General features: G+C 42.1%; 14 protein-coding genes and 1 pseudogene. 8 read left to right on the top strand and 7 right to left on the bottom strand.

What is annotated here, in order from left to right; all coding sequences use genetic code 11:
* Positions 1 to 21 precede the first annotated feature (21 nt).
* The 5 genes from ACR3I3_RS09980 to ACR3I3_RS09960 form a co-directional block, all read right to left on the bottom strand.
* Positions 22 to 807, bottom strand: coding sequence for a helix-turn-helix transcriptional regulator (locus ACR3I3_RS09980; RefSeq protein WP_440952109.1), 786 nt, complete (start codon positions 805 to 807; stop codon positions 22 to 24).
* Positions 804 to 1,610: a helix-turn-helix transcriptional regulator gene (locus ACR3I3_RS09975; protein ID WP_440952108.1), complete on the bottom strand. Its 807-nt coding sequence runs from the start codon at positions 1,608 to 1,610 to the stop codon at positions 804 to 806. Before ACR3I3_RS09975 ends, ACR3I3_RS09980 begins: the two co-directional genes overlap by 4 nt.
* A gap of 226 nt (positions 1,611 to 1,836) precedes the next feature.
* Positions 1,837 to 2,043: an AcrB/AcrD/AcrF family protein gene (locus ACR3I3_RS09970; RefSeq protein WP_440952107.1), complete on the bottom strand. Its 207-nt coding sequence runs from the start codon at positions 2,041 to 2,043 to the stop codon at positions 1,837 to 1,839.
* 39 nt (positions 2,044 to 2,082) lie between these two features.
* Positions 2,083 to 2,346: a monomethylamine transporter gene (locus tag ACR3I3_RS09965; RefSeq protein WP_440952106.1), complete on the bottom strand. Its 264-nt coding sequence runs from the start codon at positions 2,344 to 2,346 to the stop codon at positions 2,083 to 2,085.
* 13 nt (positions 2,347 to 2,359) lie between these two features.
* A complete protein-coding gene (locus ACR3I3_RS09960) occupies positions 2,360 to 3,736 on the bottom strand; it encodes an APC family permease (RefSeq protein WP_440952105.1) in 1,377 nt (458 codons plus the stop codon).
* Positions 3,737 to 4,608: 872 nt separating this feature from the next.
* On the opposite strand from ACR3I3_RS09960, the gene ACR3I3_RS09955 reads away from it, so the two are divergent.
* Positions 4,609 to 4,860: an Abi-alpha family protein gene (locus ACR3I3_RS09955; RefSeq protein ID WP_440952104.1), complete on the top strand. Its 252-nt coding sequence runs from the start codon at positions 4,609 to 4,611 to the stop codon at positions 4,858 to 4,860.
* Between the two features lie 864 nt (positions 4,861 to 5,724).
* Here the strand turns inward: ACR3I3_RS09955 and ACR3I3_RS09950 are convergent.
* Both ACR3I3_RS09950 and ACR3I3_RS09945 read right to left on the bottom strand, forming a co-directional pair.
* A pseudogene (locus ACR3I3_RS09950) lies at positions 5,725 to 7,101 on the bottom strand (monomethylamine:corrinoid methyltransferase).
* A gap of 16 nt (positions 7,102 to 7,117) precedes the next feature.
* Positions 7,118 to 7,774: a corrinoid protein gene (locus tag ACR3I3_RS09945; RefSeq protein ID WP_440952103.1), complete on the bottom strand. Its 657-nt coding sequence runs from the start codon at positions 7,772 to 7,774 to the stop codon at positions 7,118 to 7,120.
* A 166-nt stretch (positions 7,775 to 7,940) separates the two neighbouring features.
* Between ACR3I3_RS09945 and ACR3I3_RS09940 the strand changes: the two genes are divergently transcribed.
* The 7 genes from ACR3I3_RS09940 to ACR3I3_RS09910 all read left to right on the top strand — a co-directional run bounded on the left by ACR3I3_RS09940 (position 7,941) and on the right by ACR3I3_RS09910 (position 13,945).
* Positions 7,941 to 8,351 carry a helix-turn-helix domain-containing protein gene (locus tag ACR3I3_RS09940; RefSeq protein WP_440952102.1) on the top strand — a complete coding sequence of 137 codons (411 nt, stop codon included), beginning with the start codon at positions 7,941 to 7,943 and terminating at the stop codon, positions 8,349 to 8,351.
* A gap of 336 nt (positions 8,352 to 8,687) precedes the next feature.
* Entirely contained in the window at positions 8,688 to 9,563 is an 876-nt protein-coding gene (locus tag ACR3I3_RS09935) for a damage-control phosphatase ARMT1 family protein (RefSeq protein ID WP_440952101.1), read from the top strand.
* Between the two features lie 129 nt (positions 9,564 to 9,692).
* Positions 9,693 to 9,881 (top strand): CooT family nickel-binding protein, encoded by a 189-nt coding sequence (locus tag ACR3I3_RS09930; protein WP_440952100.1) that lies wholly within the window; start codon positions 9,693 to 9,695, stop codon positions 9,879 to 9,881.
* 141 nt (positions 9,882 to 10,022) lie between these two features.
* A complete protein-coding gene (locus tag ACR3I3_RS09925; RefSeq protein WP_440952099.1) occupies positions 10,023 to 11,030 on the top strand; it encodes a type II glyceraldehyde-3-phosphate dehydrogenase in 1,008 nt (335 codons plus the stop codon).
* Between the two features lie 27 nt (positions 11,031 to 11,057).
* Positions 11,058 to 11,858, top strand: coding sequence for a bifunctional fructose-bisphosphatase/inositol-phosphate phosphatase (locus ACR3I3_RS09920; RefSeq protein WP_440952098.1), 801 nt, complete (start codon positions 11,058 to 11,060; stop codon positions 11,856 to 11,858).
* A 2-nt stretch (positions 11,859 to 11,860) separates the two neighbouring features.
* Positions 11,861 to 12,697, top strand: a complete 837-nt coding sequence (locus ACR3I3_RS09915; protein WP_440952097.1) for an NAD(+)/NADH kinase — start codon at positions 11,861 to 11,863, stop codon at positions 12,695 to 12,697.
* A gap of 69 nt (positions 12,698 to 12,766) precedes the next feature.
* Complete coding sequence (locus ACR3I3_RS09910; protein ID WP_440953787.1) at positions 12,767 to 13,945, top strand: homocitrate synthase family protein; 1,179 nt, start codon at positions 12,767 to 12,769, stop codon at positions 13,943 to 13,945.
* The last annotated feature ends 6 nt before the right edge of the window (positions 13,946 to 13,951 follow it).

Genomic DNA, 13,951 nt, shown 5'->3' with positions numbered 1-13,951 from the left:
ACACGCTATTTATAACAGATCTTATTTGTTGACGGGCCTTGAAACTTCCATATAGTGGGCAAAGAGGTCACTGCACCAGTTAATTGCACTATCATCATGTGTGATAATGTCCTGGTGGTCGTATCTTCCCTGAATATTAAAGAAGGTTATATATGCACATTTTTCAGTGACATTAAATGTAGGGGGCTCCTGATCGTTATTGCAGACAAGAAATGTTGTATTTTCCGCTTCCAGTATGTTCTTCATTTCTTCTTCATAGTCATTTTTCATTCTTTCGAAAACAGAATCTGTGACTATAAGGTCGAGTTTAACTCTTCTATTGGCCAGCTCCTCATAGAACCGCGGGAAATCCGGGTGGAAATATGATACCAATGCACACATTTCCTTTGCATCTCTGGTATTGCTGATCAGTTGTTCCGGAATCTCGTACATATGGTCCAGATCAGGCATCACCAGCTCTATATTTCCCAGGTTACCTATATTGTTTAGAAGGTCTTCGGGAATGGTATCCAATTTACGTTCATCCCAGTAAGCATCTGATTTATCAAAGACCTTCAACATACGTGAAAGTGGCTTCATGTTCTCGACTATGACCCTTCCGATGGTTGTTAGTTCATAATTGCCATTATCAGCTTTCTGGACAAGTCCGGCTTCCCTGAGCTTCTTTATCTGTGGAAGTATGGATGAGGAAGTAACATCAAGTGTTGAATTGATCTCCTTAATATCTACAGTTTTGTCCAGAAGTAAGATAAGTAAATTTTCTCTTTTTTCTGAAAGGAAAAGAGTTTCAATAAGCTCATCGGTCATAGTTCTACCTCTACCTGGTCCACATCTTTGATCTCCACTGATTGCTCACAGTAGTGATCGAACAGTTCGGAACCCCATTGTAAAGCACTTTCATCAAAGCTCATTATGTCATTGTGGTCATAGCTTCCGTTCTTATTGAAAAAGCTGATGTACATGAACCACTCCGATACATCAATAGCTGGTGGTCTTGCTTTTCCTTTATATACCAGAACCCGGCTATTCTTAGCAGACAACAGGTATTCCAGCTCTTTCATGCAATTGTTTTTCATTCTTTTGAAAGCAGCTTCTGAAAGTATCAATGTAAGGCTGTTTGCCTTTTCTGCAAGTTCTGAATAGAATTTCGGATATTCCGGGCGGTAGAATGAGATTATTGATTTGATCTCCTTTGATTTAAGGAGGTTTTCTGTAAACTCTTTAGGGATCTCAAAAGTATGATGTAGGTCCGGTTCAAGAAGCAGGTAATTTCCAAGCTCATGTAGGCGCTTGAACAGATGTGGTGGAAGTATTGTGATGTCGTGCTCTTCCCAGTAGTTCCTGTTATCGCTTATCATGCTTAGTGTATTGATAAGAGGGAGCATATTTTTAACAATGAGCTCTCCAATGTTGGATAGCTTGTAGTAATCCCCATCTTCGATGATCAGGTGTTTTTCCTTAAGCTTCTTTATCTGTGGCATCATTCCCCTTGATGTCACATTAAGGGACATCTTGATCTGCTCGATATCCCTTGGTCCTTCCATTAGCAACAAAAGCAGATTCGTTCTCTTTTCAGAAAGCCAAACGTTGTCTGTCAGTGATGACTTCATTATACCCCTTAATCCTGAAATATTGCTGATGATATATTTCAGCTTTTATTTATAACAGCATAATGTTTGTTTGTTAGATAAGAAGGTTTCTATTTATTGGTTTATTGTAATTGAAGATCACCTGGCTGGTTATTCTAAAAATTAATCAGCATTGGTAATAAAAGTAGAAAATGAAAACGCAAAAAAAAGAAAAGTTGTGGCAGTTAAGCCACGGCATTTTTTGTATTTAATAGATGTAGTTCTTGAGGGAGTGATGCAAGATCACAGCAAAGAACACAAGGATAACTGCCGCCAGACCGAAGTATCCGACAGGATCCCATTCAAAGACCATGGGTCCGGTATCAGCTCCAGCTCCGAGTACAAGTACGGGAGCTATTACACAAATACCTGCGACAACGAAGATGAACAGGATATCTGCGACCTGCATGATCATGCTATTTTTTTCTTCAGATTTTGCGATATTACCATCTCCTTAGTCGTAATAGTTAAAGTCGAACATGTGTTCCTTGATGGATTTGTATACAGTTATACAACCAATGGTCTCAATCCCGAGCAAGAGTATCAGGAATAAGAGGTATACTGGAAAGATGGTACGAAGTTCAGGTACTGCATCCCAAAGAGTTGAAATTATTTTGTAGAAGACAAATGTCTCTGAGAAGAACAAGAGTCCTAATACAAGAACAATTATACCTGCATCTTTTTTGATGTCGTTGTAATATTTTTCTTTATTTACCATTTTTCTTCCTCCATTATCTCCTGTGTATGGGTTCAGGCCATCCAAGGTCTTCTCCCCAATCATGAGTTATTTCGATGCTCTTGTATCTCCACGAGAAGTAGAAGTATGCTATCACGTAGAACAAGAGTCCGAAGACCAGGTTGTAACTGTATCCCCAGTTAAGGGTAGACATGATCACAATGGCAAGGAAAATCGTGAAATATGCAATTATTGGCTGCAGAGGGCCCACAAACGGGCGGACCTTCTGTGTGTGCTCCGGGAACAATTTCCTGAAGCGGATCAGGGAAAATGGGATCATTACATAGCAGATAAGACCTGATATGATTGAAAAGGTGATGACCTGATCGAGGAAACCACTAAATGCAAATGCGATTGCTATGGGCATTGTGAAAATGACTGCCCTGTATGGGGTGCTGTAACGTGGGTGCACGTCAGCAAACCAGTTTGTCAGAAATTTATCCCTTGAAAGGGCAAACCATGACCGTGATGCGTCACAAACTGTACCGTTTGCGCTTGCAAGACAGGTGAAAAGTGTACCGATTCCGAGAGCTGCAATAAGGAATTTAGAACCTGTTGCTGTTGCTGCTTCAAAGAGTGGGTATACTGAACTACCAAGTTCTGCGGCCGGTATCATACCTGAACAGACATAAAGTGTCATACCTGAACCGAGCAGAAGGGTGATCATACCTGCCTGCTGACCAAGAGGAACTGCTCTTGTTGGATGCTTACATTCTTCTGCACACATTGCTGCTCCCTCGATACCAAGGTAGAACCAGGGACCGAACTGCAGGGCTGCAAAAATACCGATGAATCCGTTAGGCATCGCTCCTGATATTAGATACTCAGGATGCCATGTGCCGGCAAATCCGGTAATGTTGGCAAAGAAGAAAGCAATGATAGCTATCAAAGCTGTGAATGTAAGTGCGAAGTTAAGATTAAGGGCAGCCACGACCCCACGATAGTTCATAAATGTTAAAAATGCGATAATTAGTAATGTGACAGGGAATGTTTGTAGATCAGGGAAGACCGCTTGTGCAATAGATGCAACGACAATAGCATCAGCAGCTTCCAGGGCAATGAATTCCATATATACTGCAAGACCCACAAGTGCTGCAGCACCTGGTCCGACGAACAGTCTCGCCCAGTCATAAGGGCCGCCGGCAAGTTTAGTTGATGATCCCAATTCACTGGCGCATAAAGATACCATTACAAACATAGTACCTGCAACCAATAGTGCAAACAGAGATCCAAGTACTCCACCTTTTGCAACTGTGAAGTTCCATCCCATATATTCGCCTACCAGAACAATACCAACTCCAAGCGCCCATACGTGATAGGGTCGGAGTGTCTTTACGACATGACCTTGTTCTGAATTTGTATTTCCAGACATTTAATTCTCCTTAAAAACGATGATTATTTTGAGACTTTACTGGCATCAAATAACATCCAACCGATAAGAGCAAAACAGGTCAGATAGATGACACCATTAATAATAGTCCATGTATCCATTTTTCTACACCTTTATTTTTAGCAAGATAATTTCACGATGTGATCAACACTGACAATCCTTTGTAGGGCAGGATATTGTCGTGTTTCTCAAATTTGTGCCACAAATTACATTATGCTATATATATTTTGGGGTAGGCAGCAACCGGCATTTGCCTTCCTAAATAACACAAATATATATTTTTTGCAAATTAGAATTTAGTAAAATTGCATTTTGGATATACAGTTTCCAATTATTTTATAATATCAATAAGCTTTGACGCTGTTTTAAATCATATATATATATTTTTTGTGCATGCTTGCACAAGTTATTCTTTTTAGTTTTGTAATTGTGCCGCACGTTCTTCTTATATCTTTATTGTATGTGGCTATATTTTGTTGGAAAGAATTGCAAGCTTGCGAAAATAGTCACAATTGACAATGTTAAAGAAATAATAAACAATATATTCAAAATCATAATACTGTTTAATAAATTATAATATATGTGTAATTCTTAACTGTGTTTATTGTGAAGTTTGTGATACTTTTAGGGAATCAGTAATAACTGAAAATGACTCGAAGGGCGTAGATGTTTTAGGAATCATACCAACTATAATGCCATTAAAAAGGTTAACGAAGTAGCAACAGATGAAGCATCATAACTCATAGAATTAATACTCCATCCAGCTTCAGAGGAACTCGGATTTTTGTTTCAGGATAAAGTAAAAACGTGGCATACAAAAAAACATTTTATAAATATCAAATAAAGCAGTAACAGTGCTTGGCATTAAAGGTAGCTCTACTACTAATCTCCGTGCTCATCCTCATATTGTTCATATCATAATTGATCAAGATTCATTAGTTGAGGATAATTATATTCAAGATATGTGGGTAGGTCTTCTAGCTTCAAGTTGTACAAAAGATGGAAAAGATGAGGGGAATTTAATCTATATTGATTTGTTTTCAAAATTAACTTCTTCAGAAGTTCGTACATTAAATTACATTTGTGAAAATGGAATTAAAAACTAGCTGAAATCGGTATTGTTTATTCAGAATAACTCATACTTAACAGATGTTTTACAAGATATTTCTGGAATAACGGATATTCATCAGTTAGATCCTGAACTTGATCATTTAAGATCACTCGAACTAACAACCTATGATTGTGGATTTGATTTATATTATAGTGACGTCGAAATAACTTCTGGTCCACTAGGCTTGAGCATGTATGTAAGATGTAGTGGGTCTTTGCAGTCTCTGATTGAATACTTTAATTTGTCTGCTCTCAATCATAAGTTTCTTTGAGGTGCAGAAAATGATGCTCTAAGCATCGTATTATATCTTTTTCCTCAATGCATGGGGGCAGTAGAAATATTATCTTAGCATAGTATGTATCTACACCTGCATACAATGCTCTTATGGTACTTATTCAGGGATTCTCTGATTATGGAATTGGCAAAGGTATAGGACACGTTCATGTATGTCATCGTCATAATCCTACTTTATCAGGTTAGCTTTCTAGGCAGTATTTTATATGGTTTATTCGCAGTACAGGTCTCAAAAACATCCACTTCATTCTGAGGAAGTATGGATTAATTTCATTACTTTTTAATATCGATTTGTTCTATGTCCGATGTGTGGGTTTATTCATCATAAGCTTTAGTAATGCACCCTCTATCTGTATTTTTGATCGAATGCCGATCCGATCCTAGTTTGTGGGTGCATTGCATTCTGCATTCTTCTATGCATGCAGCATATGCTTTCCAGACAACGAATAATCTTGAGGACTTGATGTAATAAAAGTGGAGTTTCAATATAAATAGTAATTTAAAAAAGAGAAAAGAATGCCAGCAGATCCTGCTGGCAAAAAAGGTTCTTGTAAAGATCTTAGGCTTAGAATGTAAGACCGAACTCTTCGAGCTTCTTCTTTGCACCCTCGTATACCTTGACGTACTCGTCTGTTGGTGTGACGGTTGCGACGTCGTAGCATTCCTGGAAGGTCTTACCCTGTGGTGCATTTGCGTAGTTGTTCTCGTATGATGCAACAAGCTTGTCGAGTACAGCGTTGACGGAATCGATATCCATGCCTGCTGTTGCACGTGCGACTTCTCCCATCATCCTTGCTTCCATACCGGTTGTCTTGTCGGTGATGACACCCTTTGCGGATGCGACACCTGAGAGGATCTCACGGCCGGATGCTGTGTCAGTTACTGACTGTGCTGCTGCTTCGAGGAGGCACATCTCTGTGCATGGTCCTGCGCATGGGTAGTACTGGTTACCGGTCATAAGGTCTGTGAACTCACTGATTGTTGCACATGCCCATCCTGCGATCTGGAGGGTTTCCCTGGTGTTGGTGGATCCCCATCTGATGTGGACAGGACCATCAAGGTGCCAGCTTGCACTGCTCATGATCATGGAGTTAAGGCTAGTTGCAACATCTACGATTGTTGTTTCTTCAATACCACCAGCGTATCCGCCGAAGATTGGCATCTGCTCGTCCATGATTATGTCACTGTTGCCCTTGTAGTGAGCCATGACTGCAATTGCATCGAGGTCGATCTTAAGCTCGTTGAGCTGTGATACTTCGTGGCTGTCACTTGTGACCTGGCCGCCGACACAGTCGGAAGCGATGTTACCCTGAGCGGACAGGGAAGTCTCTGGTCCCTAAACAGCCATACCTGGCCTACCAGCCATTGCTGCTGCGTTCTTGATAATCCTTGTTTCGGACTTTGCTGCGAGAACTTCGTATGGGCTGCCTGGTATAGGTGGCTTACCACGAACCGTCATCATAACACCATTTACAATTGTGTCAACTTCTTTCTCGAGTGCATAGCTCATATGAACTGCAGAGAACACCTCTTCTGAGATTGGGGAACCGGTTGGACCACCCTGTATTATAGGCTTTCTCTTGTCGCCTACTTCTCTCTTCTTCATCTGTACTGCATCTCTGCCGGTACCGAGCTGGAATGCTGGCATTGGGTTGTTGATTGCATCCCAGAGTTCGTCTTCTGTGTATTTGACTACTCTCTTTGTGTCGGTACAGTAGATACCACACTCGATGAGCATGTCGAAACCTGCCTTGAAGAGTCTCTCCATCTGGTCCTTGTCGGTTGGAACGAACTCGTTGCCAAAGTCAAGGTTGTATTTCTGCTTGAGTTCCATTGCCTTCATTGGAATGGTCATCAAGTCCCAGTCATCCTGGGTTGTCTTCTCACCGGTCTGTGCACGGTCATAGAAGTCAAAGCAAGTTACTGATTTTGTGAATGTCATTTTATTTTCCCCCAATTTACTCGCTCATGAGCTTAAGTGCTACTCTTGCTGCATCTGCTGCGTTTTCGGCTGTACCGTCTGCGCCGATCTCTGCGATCCATTCGTCTGTGACTGGTGCGCCACCGAACATGATCTTTACAGAGTCTCTAAGGTTTTCTTCCTCGAGTAACCTTACTACGTCCTTCTGGCCGAGCATTGAGGTTGTCATCAGTGCGGAACCGACGAGGATCATCTTTTTGCCCTTGTTCTTTGCGATAGCTTCAACAACGTCCTCGTTTGGAATGTCTGTTCCGAGGTCGATGATATCAAATCCGTTTGCACCGAGCATTGTTGTAACAAGGCGGTGGCCGATATCGTGAATATCTCCTTCCTGTACGAATGTTACAGCTGTTCCGACACCTTCTTCGTCGCCCTTCTCTTCAGCGAGGATAGGCTCAAGAATCTCCATTGCAGCTTTCATTGCCTTTGCAGACATCATGATCTGTGGAAGGTAGATTGTTGCTGCTTCGAAGTTGTCACCGACGATCTTCATTCCTGGTGCAAGTGCTTCGTTGATAATGTCGAATGCAGAAATGCCTGCGTCGAGAGCTTCCTGTGTCAGTGCTGGACATGCGTTAATGTCCTGGTTTACAATTGCATCTTTAAGTTTATCAAAAAGTTCCTGATTTCCCATTTTCATCACCTTTTTGTAGTGCAGTTTCTCAGCCCTTCTGAGACGTCTTTTTTCCCGGATGGTCGTTTGTCCTGTTCAACTGCAAATTATCCTTGCAGATTCTTATATTTATACTTTTCTAAGCTAAAACCAATGTATTTATACTTTTAAAACAATATCAGATGGCATGGTAAAAACAGAAATGATTCCTATTCAAAAAAAGTTGACTCATCAGGAGCTGAACAAGAGGATAAGGTATATTGAAACCCTCATTAAAGTTCTGGATCGTTTATACTTTATACGTTACAGGTATATGGGCGATTCTGTTGAAGAGGCTGCAAGTAAGGTCGGCGTTACCAAAAAGGTTGCCTATGTATGGCAAAAAAGGTGGAATAAAGATGGTTATGCCGGACTTTTGCCACGTCATGGGGGGGGCAGGCCTTCTAAACTTAGTGAAGATCAGAAGAATGACCTTAAATTGTATCTGAGGTTACATAAGAATCTAAAAACTTCTGAGGTTGCAGCTCTGATCAGAGATAAATTTGGAGTGGAATATTCGCTAAAACAAGTAAGGATTATTCTTAAATCTTTAGATTAAAAATTTACTTTATTTTGTTCTTTTTTTCCCTTTTTCTTTTCTTCTGCGCTTATTAAAGAACCTATGGATTGTCAAACCCTATCTTTATATGTAATGTATCTAATTCGGACATTATTACCTCTATTTCTTTTTTTAATTTCTCTTTAAGGCAATTTATAACCTTTTTTTCAATCCTTTTTATTATGTTCGATTTTAACCGGAAATGCCCTTCCGCTCATTTCGATGCCGTAGCTGGGTAAAACGGGTGCCTTGAGTTAAGCTTATGTGTATGGTGTCTATTTGATACGACCGTCTATCGTGACATTATACATGATTACTAATTAAAGGGCTAAAATAATGAAAATGGATCCAAGATGTACATATTGCCTTCTTTCAAGGGTACACTATGAAGCACAGCTTTCAACAGATGACGATGAGCTGATACACAAAACGATGCTTGCTGGTATCGATGTGCTCAAAGAGATCTACAAGCCCGGGGTGCCTGCAGGAGTCGTATCTACTGCTATCCACAGGAAGGCTTATGAGGTGCTGAATGATGATGATCCATATCTTGAGCTCCGGCAGTTAAGCAACGAAATAGCAGAAAATGTCTATCCATACGCTCACTCTCTTGTATATGATGGTTCACCTTCAGATGAGGAAATGTTCAGGCGGGCAGTACTGGCATCCGTGATAGGGAACTTCTTTGATTTTGGTATTATGGGATTTGATGTGGGTGAAGATGTCTTTGATAAGACCTTTGCGGAAATATTCAGGAAAGGTCTTGATGTGGATGATACTTCCGAGATGTTCGGAATGCTTGATGATGTCGTTTATGTTGTCGATAACTGTGGTGAGATAATTCTTGATACTCTTGTATTTGATATCATCAGGAAGTTAGGAGGCAAGATCACGCTTGTTGTAAGGGGTGCTCCGATGCTTACTGATGTTACAATGGAGAATGTTCATGAACTGGGTCTTGACAGTAGAGTTGATCGTGTACTGACCACAGGTTCAAATGCTGTGGGTGTCTGCTTTGACGAAGCTCCGGCCGAGTTCATATATGCTCTTGAGAATGCAAGTCTTATTATAAGCAAGGGAATGGCCAACTATGAAACTATGTCCGAGGAGAACTTCCGGCCGATCGCATACCTGCTTCGTACAAAATGCGAGGCTGTGGCAGAGGATATGGGGCTTGAGATGGGATGTTCTGTTGCAAAGCTTGTAAGATAAGATCCGGAATTTCGTGTGAAAGTAGTTATCTATCATTAGAACATATTGATGTGTGATCTATAGCATATGATATAAGTTCAAATAATTTCACCGATGGCTGTGACAATCATATTATTAGAAGGTGCAAATATGTGTGAACTGAGTGCAATTGTTGTCAAAGACAATGAAAGGGAATTGGTAATGGAATCTGTCACAAAAATGATCGTTGATGGTGATTCCATAGAGCTTACGGGAATATTTGGGGAAAAGACGATCATCTTCGGTACAATAAAAGAGGTCGATTTTTCAAAAGGGGAAACTATAATTATTGGAAATTGAATTAAGAGTGACATCAGGAGCCATCTCATTGATTGCAGGTTACCTTTGTTCCTGTGGGAATGTGTGCGAAGGTGTCTAAATATCGTTCATTCTGATATACATATACTGATATGTGTCAAATTCGTAATGGAGGTACATTAAATGACTAAAGTTAAAGTTGCAATAAACGGATACGGAACCATTGGTAAAAGGGTTGCAGATGCTGTAATGCTCCAGGATGATATGGAGATCATCGGTATTGCAAAGACCCGTCCTAACTTTGAGACAGTAATTGCACAGGAAAAGGGATATCCTGTCTACACTCTTGCTGAAAGGGTAGGATCAATGGAAAAGGAAGGCATTGAGGTTGCAGGTACCGTTGAGGATATGGTCGAAGCAGCCGATGTTGTTGTTGACTGTACACCGGGTAAGGTTGGTGTTACCAACAAGGAACTTTATGAAAAGGCAGGCGTCAAGGCTATCTGGCAGGGTGGCGAGGCACATGAACTTGCTGGTTGCTCCTTTAACGCTGAAGCCAACTATGAGGAAGCCCTTGGAAAGGACTTTGTCAGGGTCGTTTCCTGTAACACCACCGGCCTTTGTCGTGTTCTTTCTCCACTTGATAATGAGTTTGGGGTAAAGAAGGCCCGTGTAACCCTTATGAGAAGATCTGCAGATCCTAACGACATCAAGAACGGTCCTATCAATGCGATCGTCCCAAATCCTATCAAGCTGCCATCACACCACGGTCCTGATGTAAAGACCGTCATTCCGGGTATTGACGTTGCAACAACAGCAGTCAAGCTCCCTACAACATTAATGCACCTGCACACCATCAACCTTGAGCTTGAGAGGGAATGCACTGCTGAAGATGTTGAGAACCTCCTTGCAGAGCAGAGCCGCGTCAGGTTCGTCGGACAGGGTATCACATCCACCGCCGAGATCATGGAGCTTGGAAAGGACCTTGGCAGGCCAAGGGGTGACATGTGGGAGAACTGCGTCTGGAACGAATCTATTACTATGTATGAGGGAGAACTTTATTTCTTCCAGGCCATCCACCAGGAATCTGATGTCATTCCTGAGAACGTGGATGCCATTCGTGCAATGATGGAACTTGAAAGCGACGGAAAGAGATCCATTGCTGAAACGAACGCTAAGATGGGCATCTGATCTGCCCATCATTTTACCTTTCCGAATATGATCACTTTCCCGGAGGCACTTGAGTTCTGCGATCGTCTCGCAGATGCAGCTTCAAAAGCGATTTCTGAGCTGGTAGATACTTCTGAGGCCTTCGAAACTGTTTATGTGGGTGCTGATGGCACAGACACCAAACTAATTGATGATGTTTCCGAACAGGCAATTCTCAGGGTTCTTCGTGAAGATGGCCGCTCCATGCGGGTACTGACCGAGGAGTTTGGAGAGGTCAAAATTGGTGAGGATCCGGAGTTCTCGATCGTTCTTGATCCGCTTGACGGCACGTACAATGTGGCGAACGGGATTCCGATATATAGTATCTCCATTGCCGTTGGGATGCCGGATGTGTCTTCTTTTTATTTTGGATATGTGCGGAACCTTGCAAACGGTGACACATTCCATGCCGGTACGGGGGAAGGTGCATATTTCAATGGGAGGAAAATAAAACCTTCTGATAATTCTGTCCTGGGCAGTTTCTGTGTAAGTCTCTATGGGTATCGAAGACACGTGGAAAGGACGATTGACCTTTGCAAGGCTGTTCGCAGGATCAGGATATTCGGAAGTGTTGCCCTTGAACTATGTTATGTGGCAGCAGGCAGGATCGATGCATTCGTTGATGTTCGCGGTTCCCTGCGTCTTGTGGATGTGGCTGCAGGAAAGTTGATAATCGAAGAGGCCGGAGGTATGGTGACTGATGGCGATGGCTGTCCGCTTAAGCTGAAGGGCAATATTATAAATCCTTATTTTATGGTGGCTTCGAACGGACATCTGCATTCTGATATACTGAAGCTTATAGGGAGGTAATTATGACCGTTAAAAAGATCGGAATAGTATCAAGGTGTGACCATGAAGATGCACTTGAAATGGTCCGGACCATCGTTGAACATTTCAAGTCAATGGTCGATATTGCTGTTACTTCAAACACAGCTGACCCTCTGGACCTTCAGGATGTGGAGGTCATCACTATTGAGGAAATGAGGGATAAAGGTGTCGAACTCCTTATCTCAGTAGGTGGTGATGGTACTGTACTTCGCACGATTGCCCGTATGGCTGATCCGCTCCCGATATTGGGTATCAATATGGGAACATTGGGATTCCTTGTTGATGTGAACCCTGCGGATGCGATCGAGTCCATTGAGGAAGCCCTGAAGGGCTTCAAATACACTGAGCGTTCCCGACTTAATGTCAAACTTAACGGGGAAAAGATACCTCCGGCAACCAATGAGGTCGTGCTTACAACTGCAAGACCTGCAAAGATCCTCACCTTCAGGATCACGATCGATGACCGTGAGGTCGAGGATGTCCGTGCTGATGGTGTTGTGATCGCCACACCTACAGGCTCGACTGCCTATGCAATGAGTGCAGGTGGTCCCATCATCGATCCGAATGTCAATGCCACACTTATTGTGCCTCTTGCACCTTTTAAACTGTCCTCTAGGCCATGGGTGGTTCCTGCAGACAGTCATATCAAGGTGGAGATGATAATTCCTGAAAAGGAAGCAGCACTTGTGGTTGATGGCCAGTACACGCATACAATACAGGAGAATGATGTTGTCACTTTGACGAAGTCAAATTTTCCTGCAAGGTTTGTAGAAACTTCTGCAAGTGGTTTCTATGAGAGGGTCCAAAGCAAACTCCGTTGAGGAAAGAACCGATTAAAAACCTATATATTTATATATTGCTTTCTCGAACAACGAATGGGAATCAATACTATGTCTAATACTGATGATTATTCCAGAAATGAACTGATGAAATACCTCAATATGAAACCTCTTGACATCGAGATCTGTGACGTAACCTTAAGGGATGGTGAACAGACTCCGGGTGTAGCTTTTACAAAGGAGGAAAAGCTCGACCTTGCACGTGAGCTTGATGCTATTGGTGTTGAGGTCATTGAAGCTGGATTCCCTGTTGTTTCCAGTTCTGAAAAAGAGATCGTAAAAGAGATCAGTAATATGGGGCTGGACTCGAACATCTGCTGTCTTGCACGTTCTGTGGTAAGTGATGTCGATGCAGCAATTGATTGTGACGTTGATATCGTCAGCATCTTCATTGCAATGTCTGATCTTCATTTGAAGTTCAAGTATCATAAAAGCTGTGCAGACGTTTTCGGTTGTGCAATGAGTGCGATCGAGCATGCAAAGGACCATGGGCTTAAGGTAAGGTTTGCAGCAGAAGATGGTACCAGGACTCCCGTTGAAACACTCAAAAAGGCTTTCCTGGCAGCAGAAGAATATAAAGTTGATTACGTGAGCATAGCTGATACCATTGGTATTTTAAGTCCGGCTACCACTCATTATCTGGTATCTGAGATAAAGAAGGTCGTAAATACTCCTATCTGTATCCATTGCCATAATGATCTGGGAATGGCAACTGCAAATACACTTGTAGCTGCCGAGGCCGGTGCGAAACAACTTCATACCACCGTCAATGGTATCGGTGAAAGGGCAGGTAACGCTTCCCTTGAGGAGCTCCTGGTTGCATTAAGGGTTCAGCATGGTATTGAAAGGTATGATGCTTCAAAGCTTACTGAGATCTCAAACAAGATCCAGCAATATTCAGGATTGCCTATTGCTGTGAACAAAGCTGTGGTTGGTAAACATGCTTTCACTCACGAGTCTGGTATCCATGTGATGGCCATTCTTGAAGAACCGCGTACCTATGAACTTTTCAGTCCCGAGATGGTGGGCGGGAAGCGTAATCTCATTGTGGGAAAACACACTGGAAGGAAGGCTCTCAGGGGAATTGTAGAGGATCTTGGTTATACTCTTGATCACGATGAACTTTGCGTCCTGATCGATAAAGTAAAGAACTGTACCGAGGTTAAAAAAGGACTATCTCGCGAAAGACTTGAGGCTCTCATTCATATGGTGCAGTCACATCAGGAATGATCTTTC

Source organism: Methanococcoides mangrovi (genome assembly GCF_052057775.1).
Classification (GTDB): domain Archaea; phylum Halobacteriota; class Methanosarcinia; order Methanosarcinales; family Methanosarcinaceae; genus Methanococcoides.
This window is presented reverse-complemented; position numbering and strand designations above follow the sequence as displayed.

Coding starts and splice junctions, on each gene's coding strand:
- ACR3I3_RS09980 (WP_440952109.1), bottom strand. CDS start 807: ATGACCGATGAGCTTATTGAAACTCTTTTCCTTTCAGAAAAAAGAGAA.
- ACR3I3_RS09975 (WP_440952108.1), bottom strand. CDS start 1,610: ATGAAGTCATCACTGACAGACAACGTTTGGCTTTCTGAAAAGAGAACG.
- ACR3I3_RS09970 (WP_440952107.1), bottom strand. CDS start 2,043: ATGATCATGCAGGTCGCAGATATCCTGTTCATCTTCGTTGTCGCAGGT.
- ACR3I3_RS09965 (WP_440952106.1), bottom strand. CDS start 2,346: ATGGTAAATAAAGAAAAATATTACAACGACATCAAAAAAGATGCAGGT.
- ACR3I3_RS09960 (WP_440952105.1), bottom strand. CDS start 3,736: ATGTCTGGAAATACAAATTCAGAACAAGGTCATGTCGTAAAGACACTC.
- ACR3I3_RS09945 (WP_440952103.1), bottom strand. CDS start 7,774: ATGGGAAATCAGGAACTTTTTGATAAACTTAAAGATGCAATTGTAAAC.
- ACR3I3_RS09940 (WP_440952102.1), top strand. CDS start 7,941: ATGGTAAAAACAGAAATGATTCCTATTCAAAAAAAGTTGACTCATCAG.
- ACR3I3_RS09935 (WP_440952101.1), top strand. CDS start 8,688: ATGAAAATGGATCCAAGATGTACATATTGCCTTCTTTCAAGGGTACAC.
- ACR3I3_RS09930 (WP_440952100.1), top strand. CDS start 9,693: ATGTGTGAACTGAGTGCAATTGTTGTCAAAGACAATGAAAGGGAATTG.
- ACR3I3_RS09925 (WP_440952099.1), top strand. CDS start 10,023: ATGACTAAAGTTAAAGTTGCAATAAACGGATACGGAACCATTGGTAAA.
- ACR3I3_RS09920 (WP_440952098.1), top strand. CDS start 11,058: ATGATCACTTTCCCGGAGGCACTTGAGTTCTGCGATCGTCTCGCAGAT.
- ACR3I3_RS09915 (WP_440952097.1), top strand. CDS start 11,861: ATGACCGTTAAAAAGATCGGAATAGTATCAAGGTGTGACCATGAAGAT.
- ACR3I3_RS09910 (WP_440953787.1), top strand. CDS start 12,767: ATGTCTAATACTGATGATTATTCCAGAAATGAACTGATGAAATACCTC.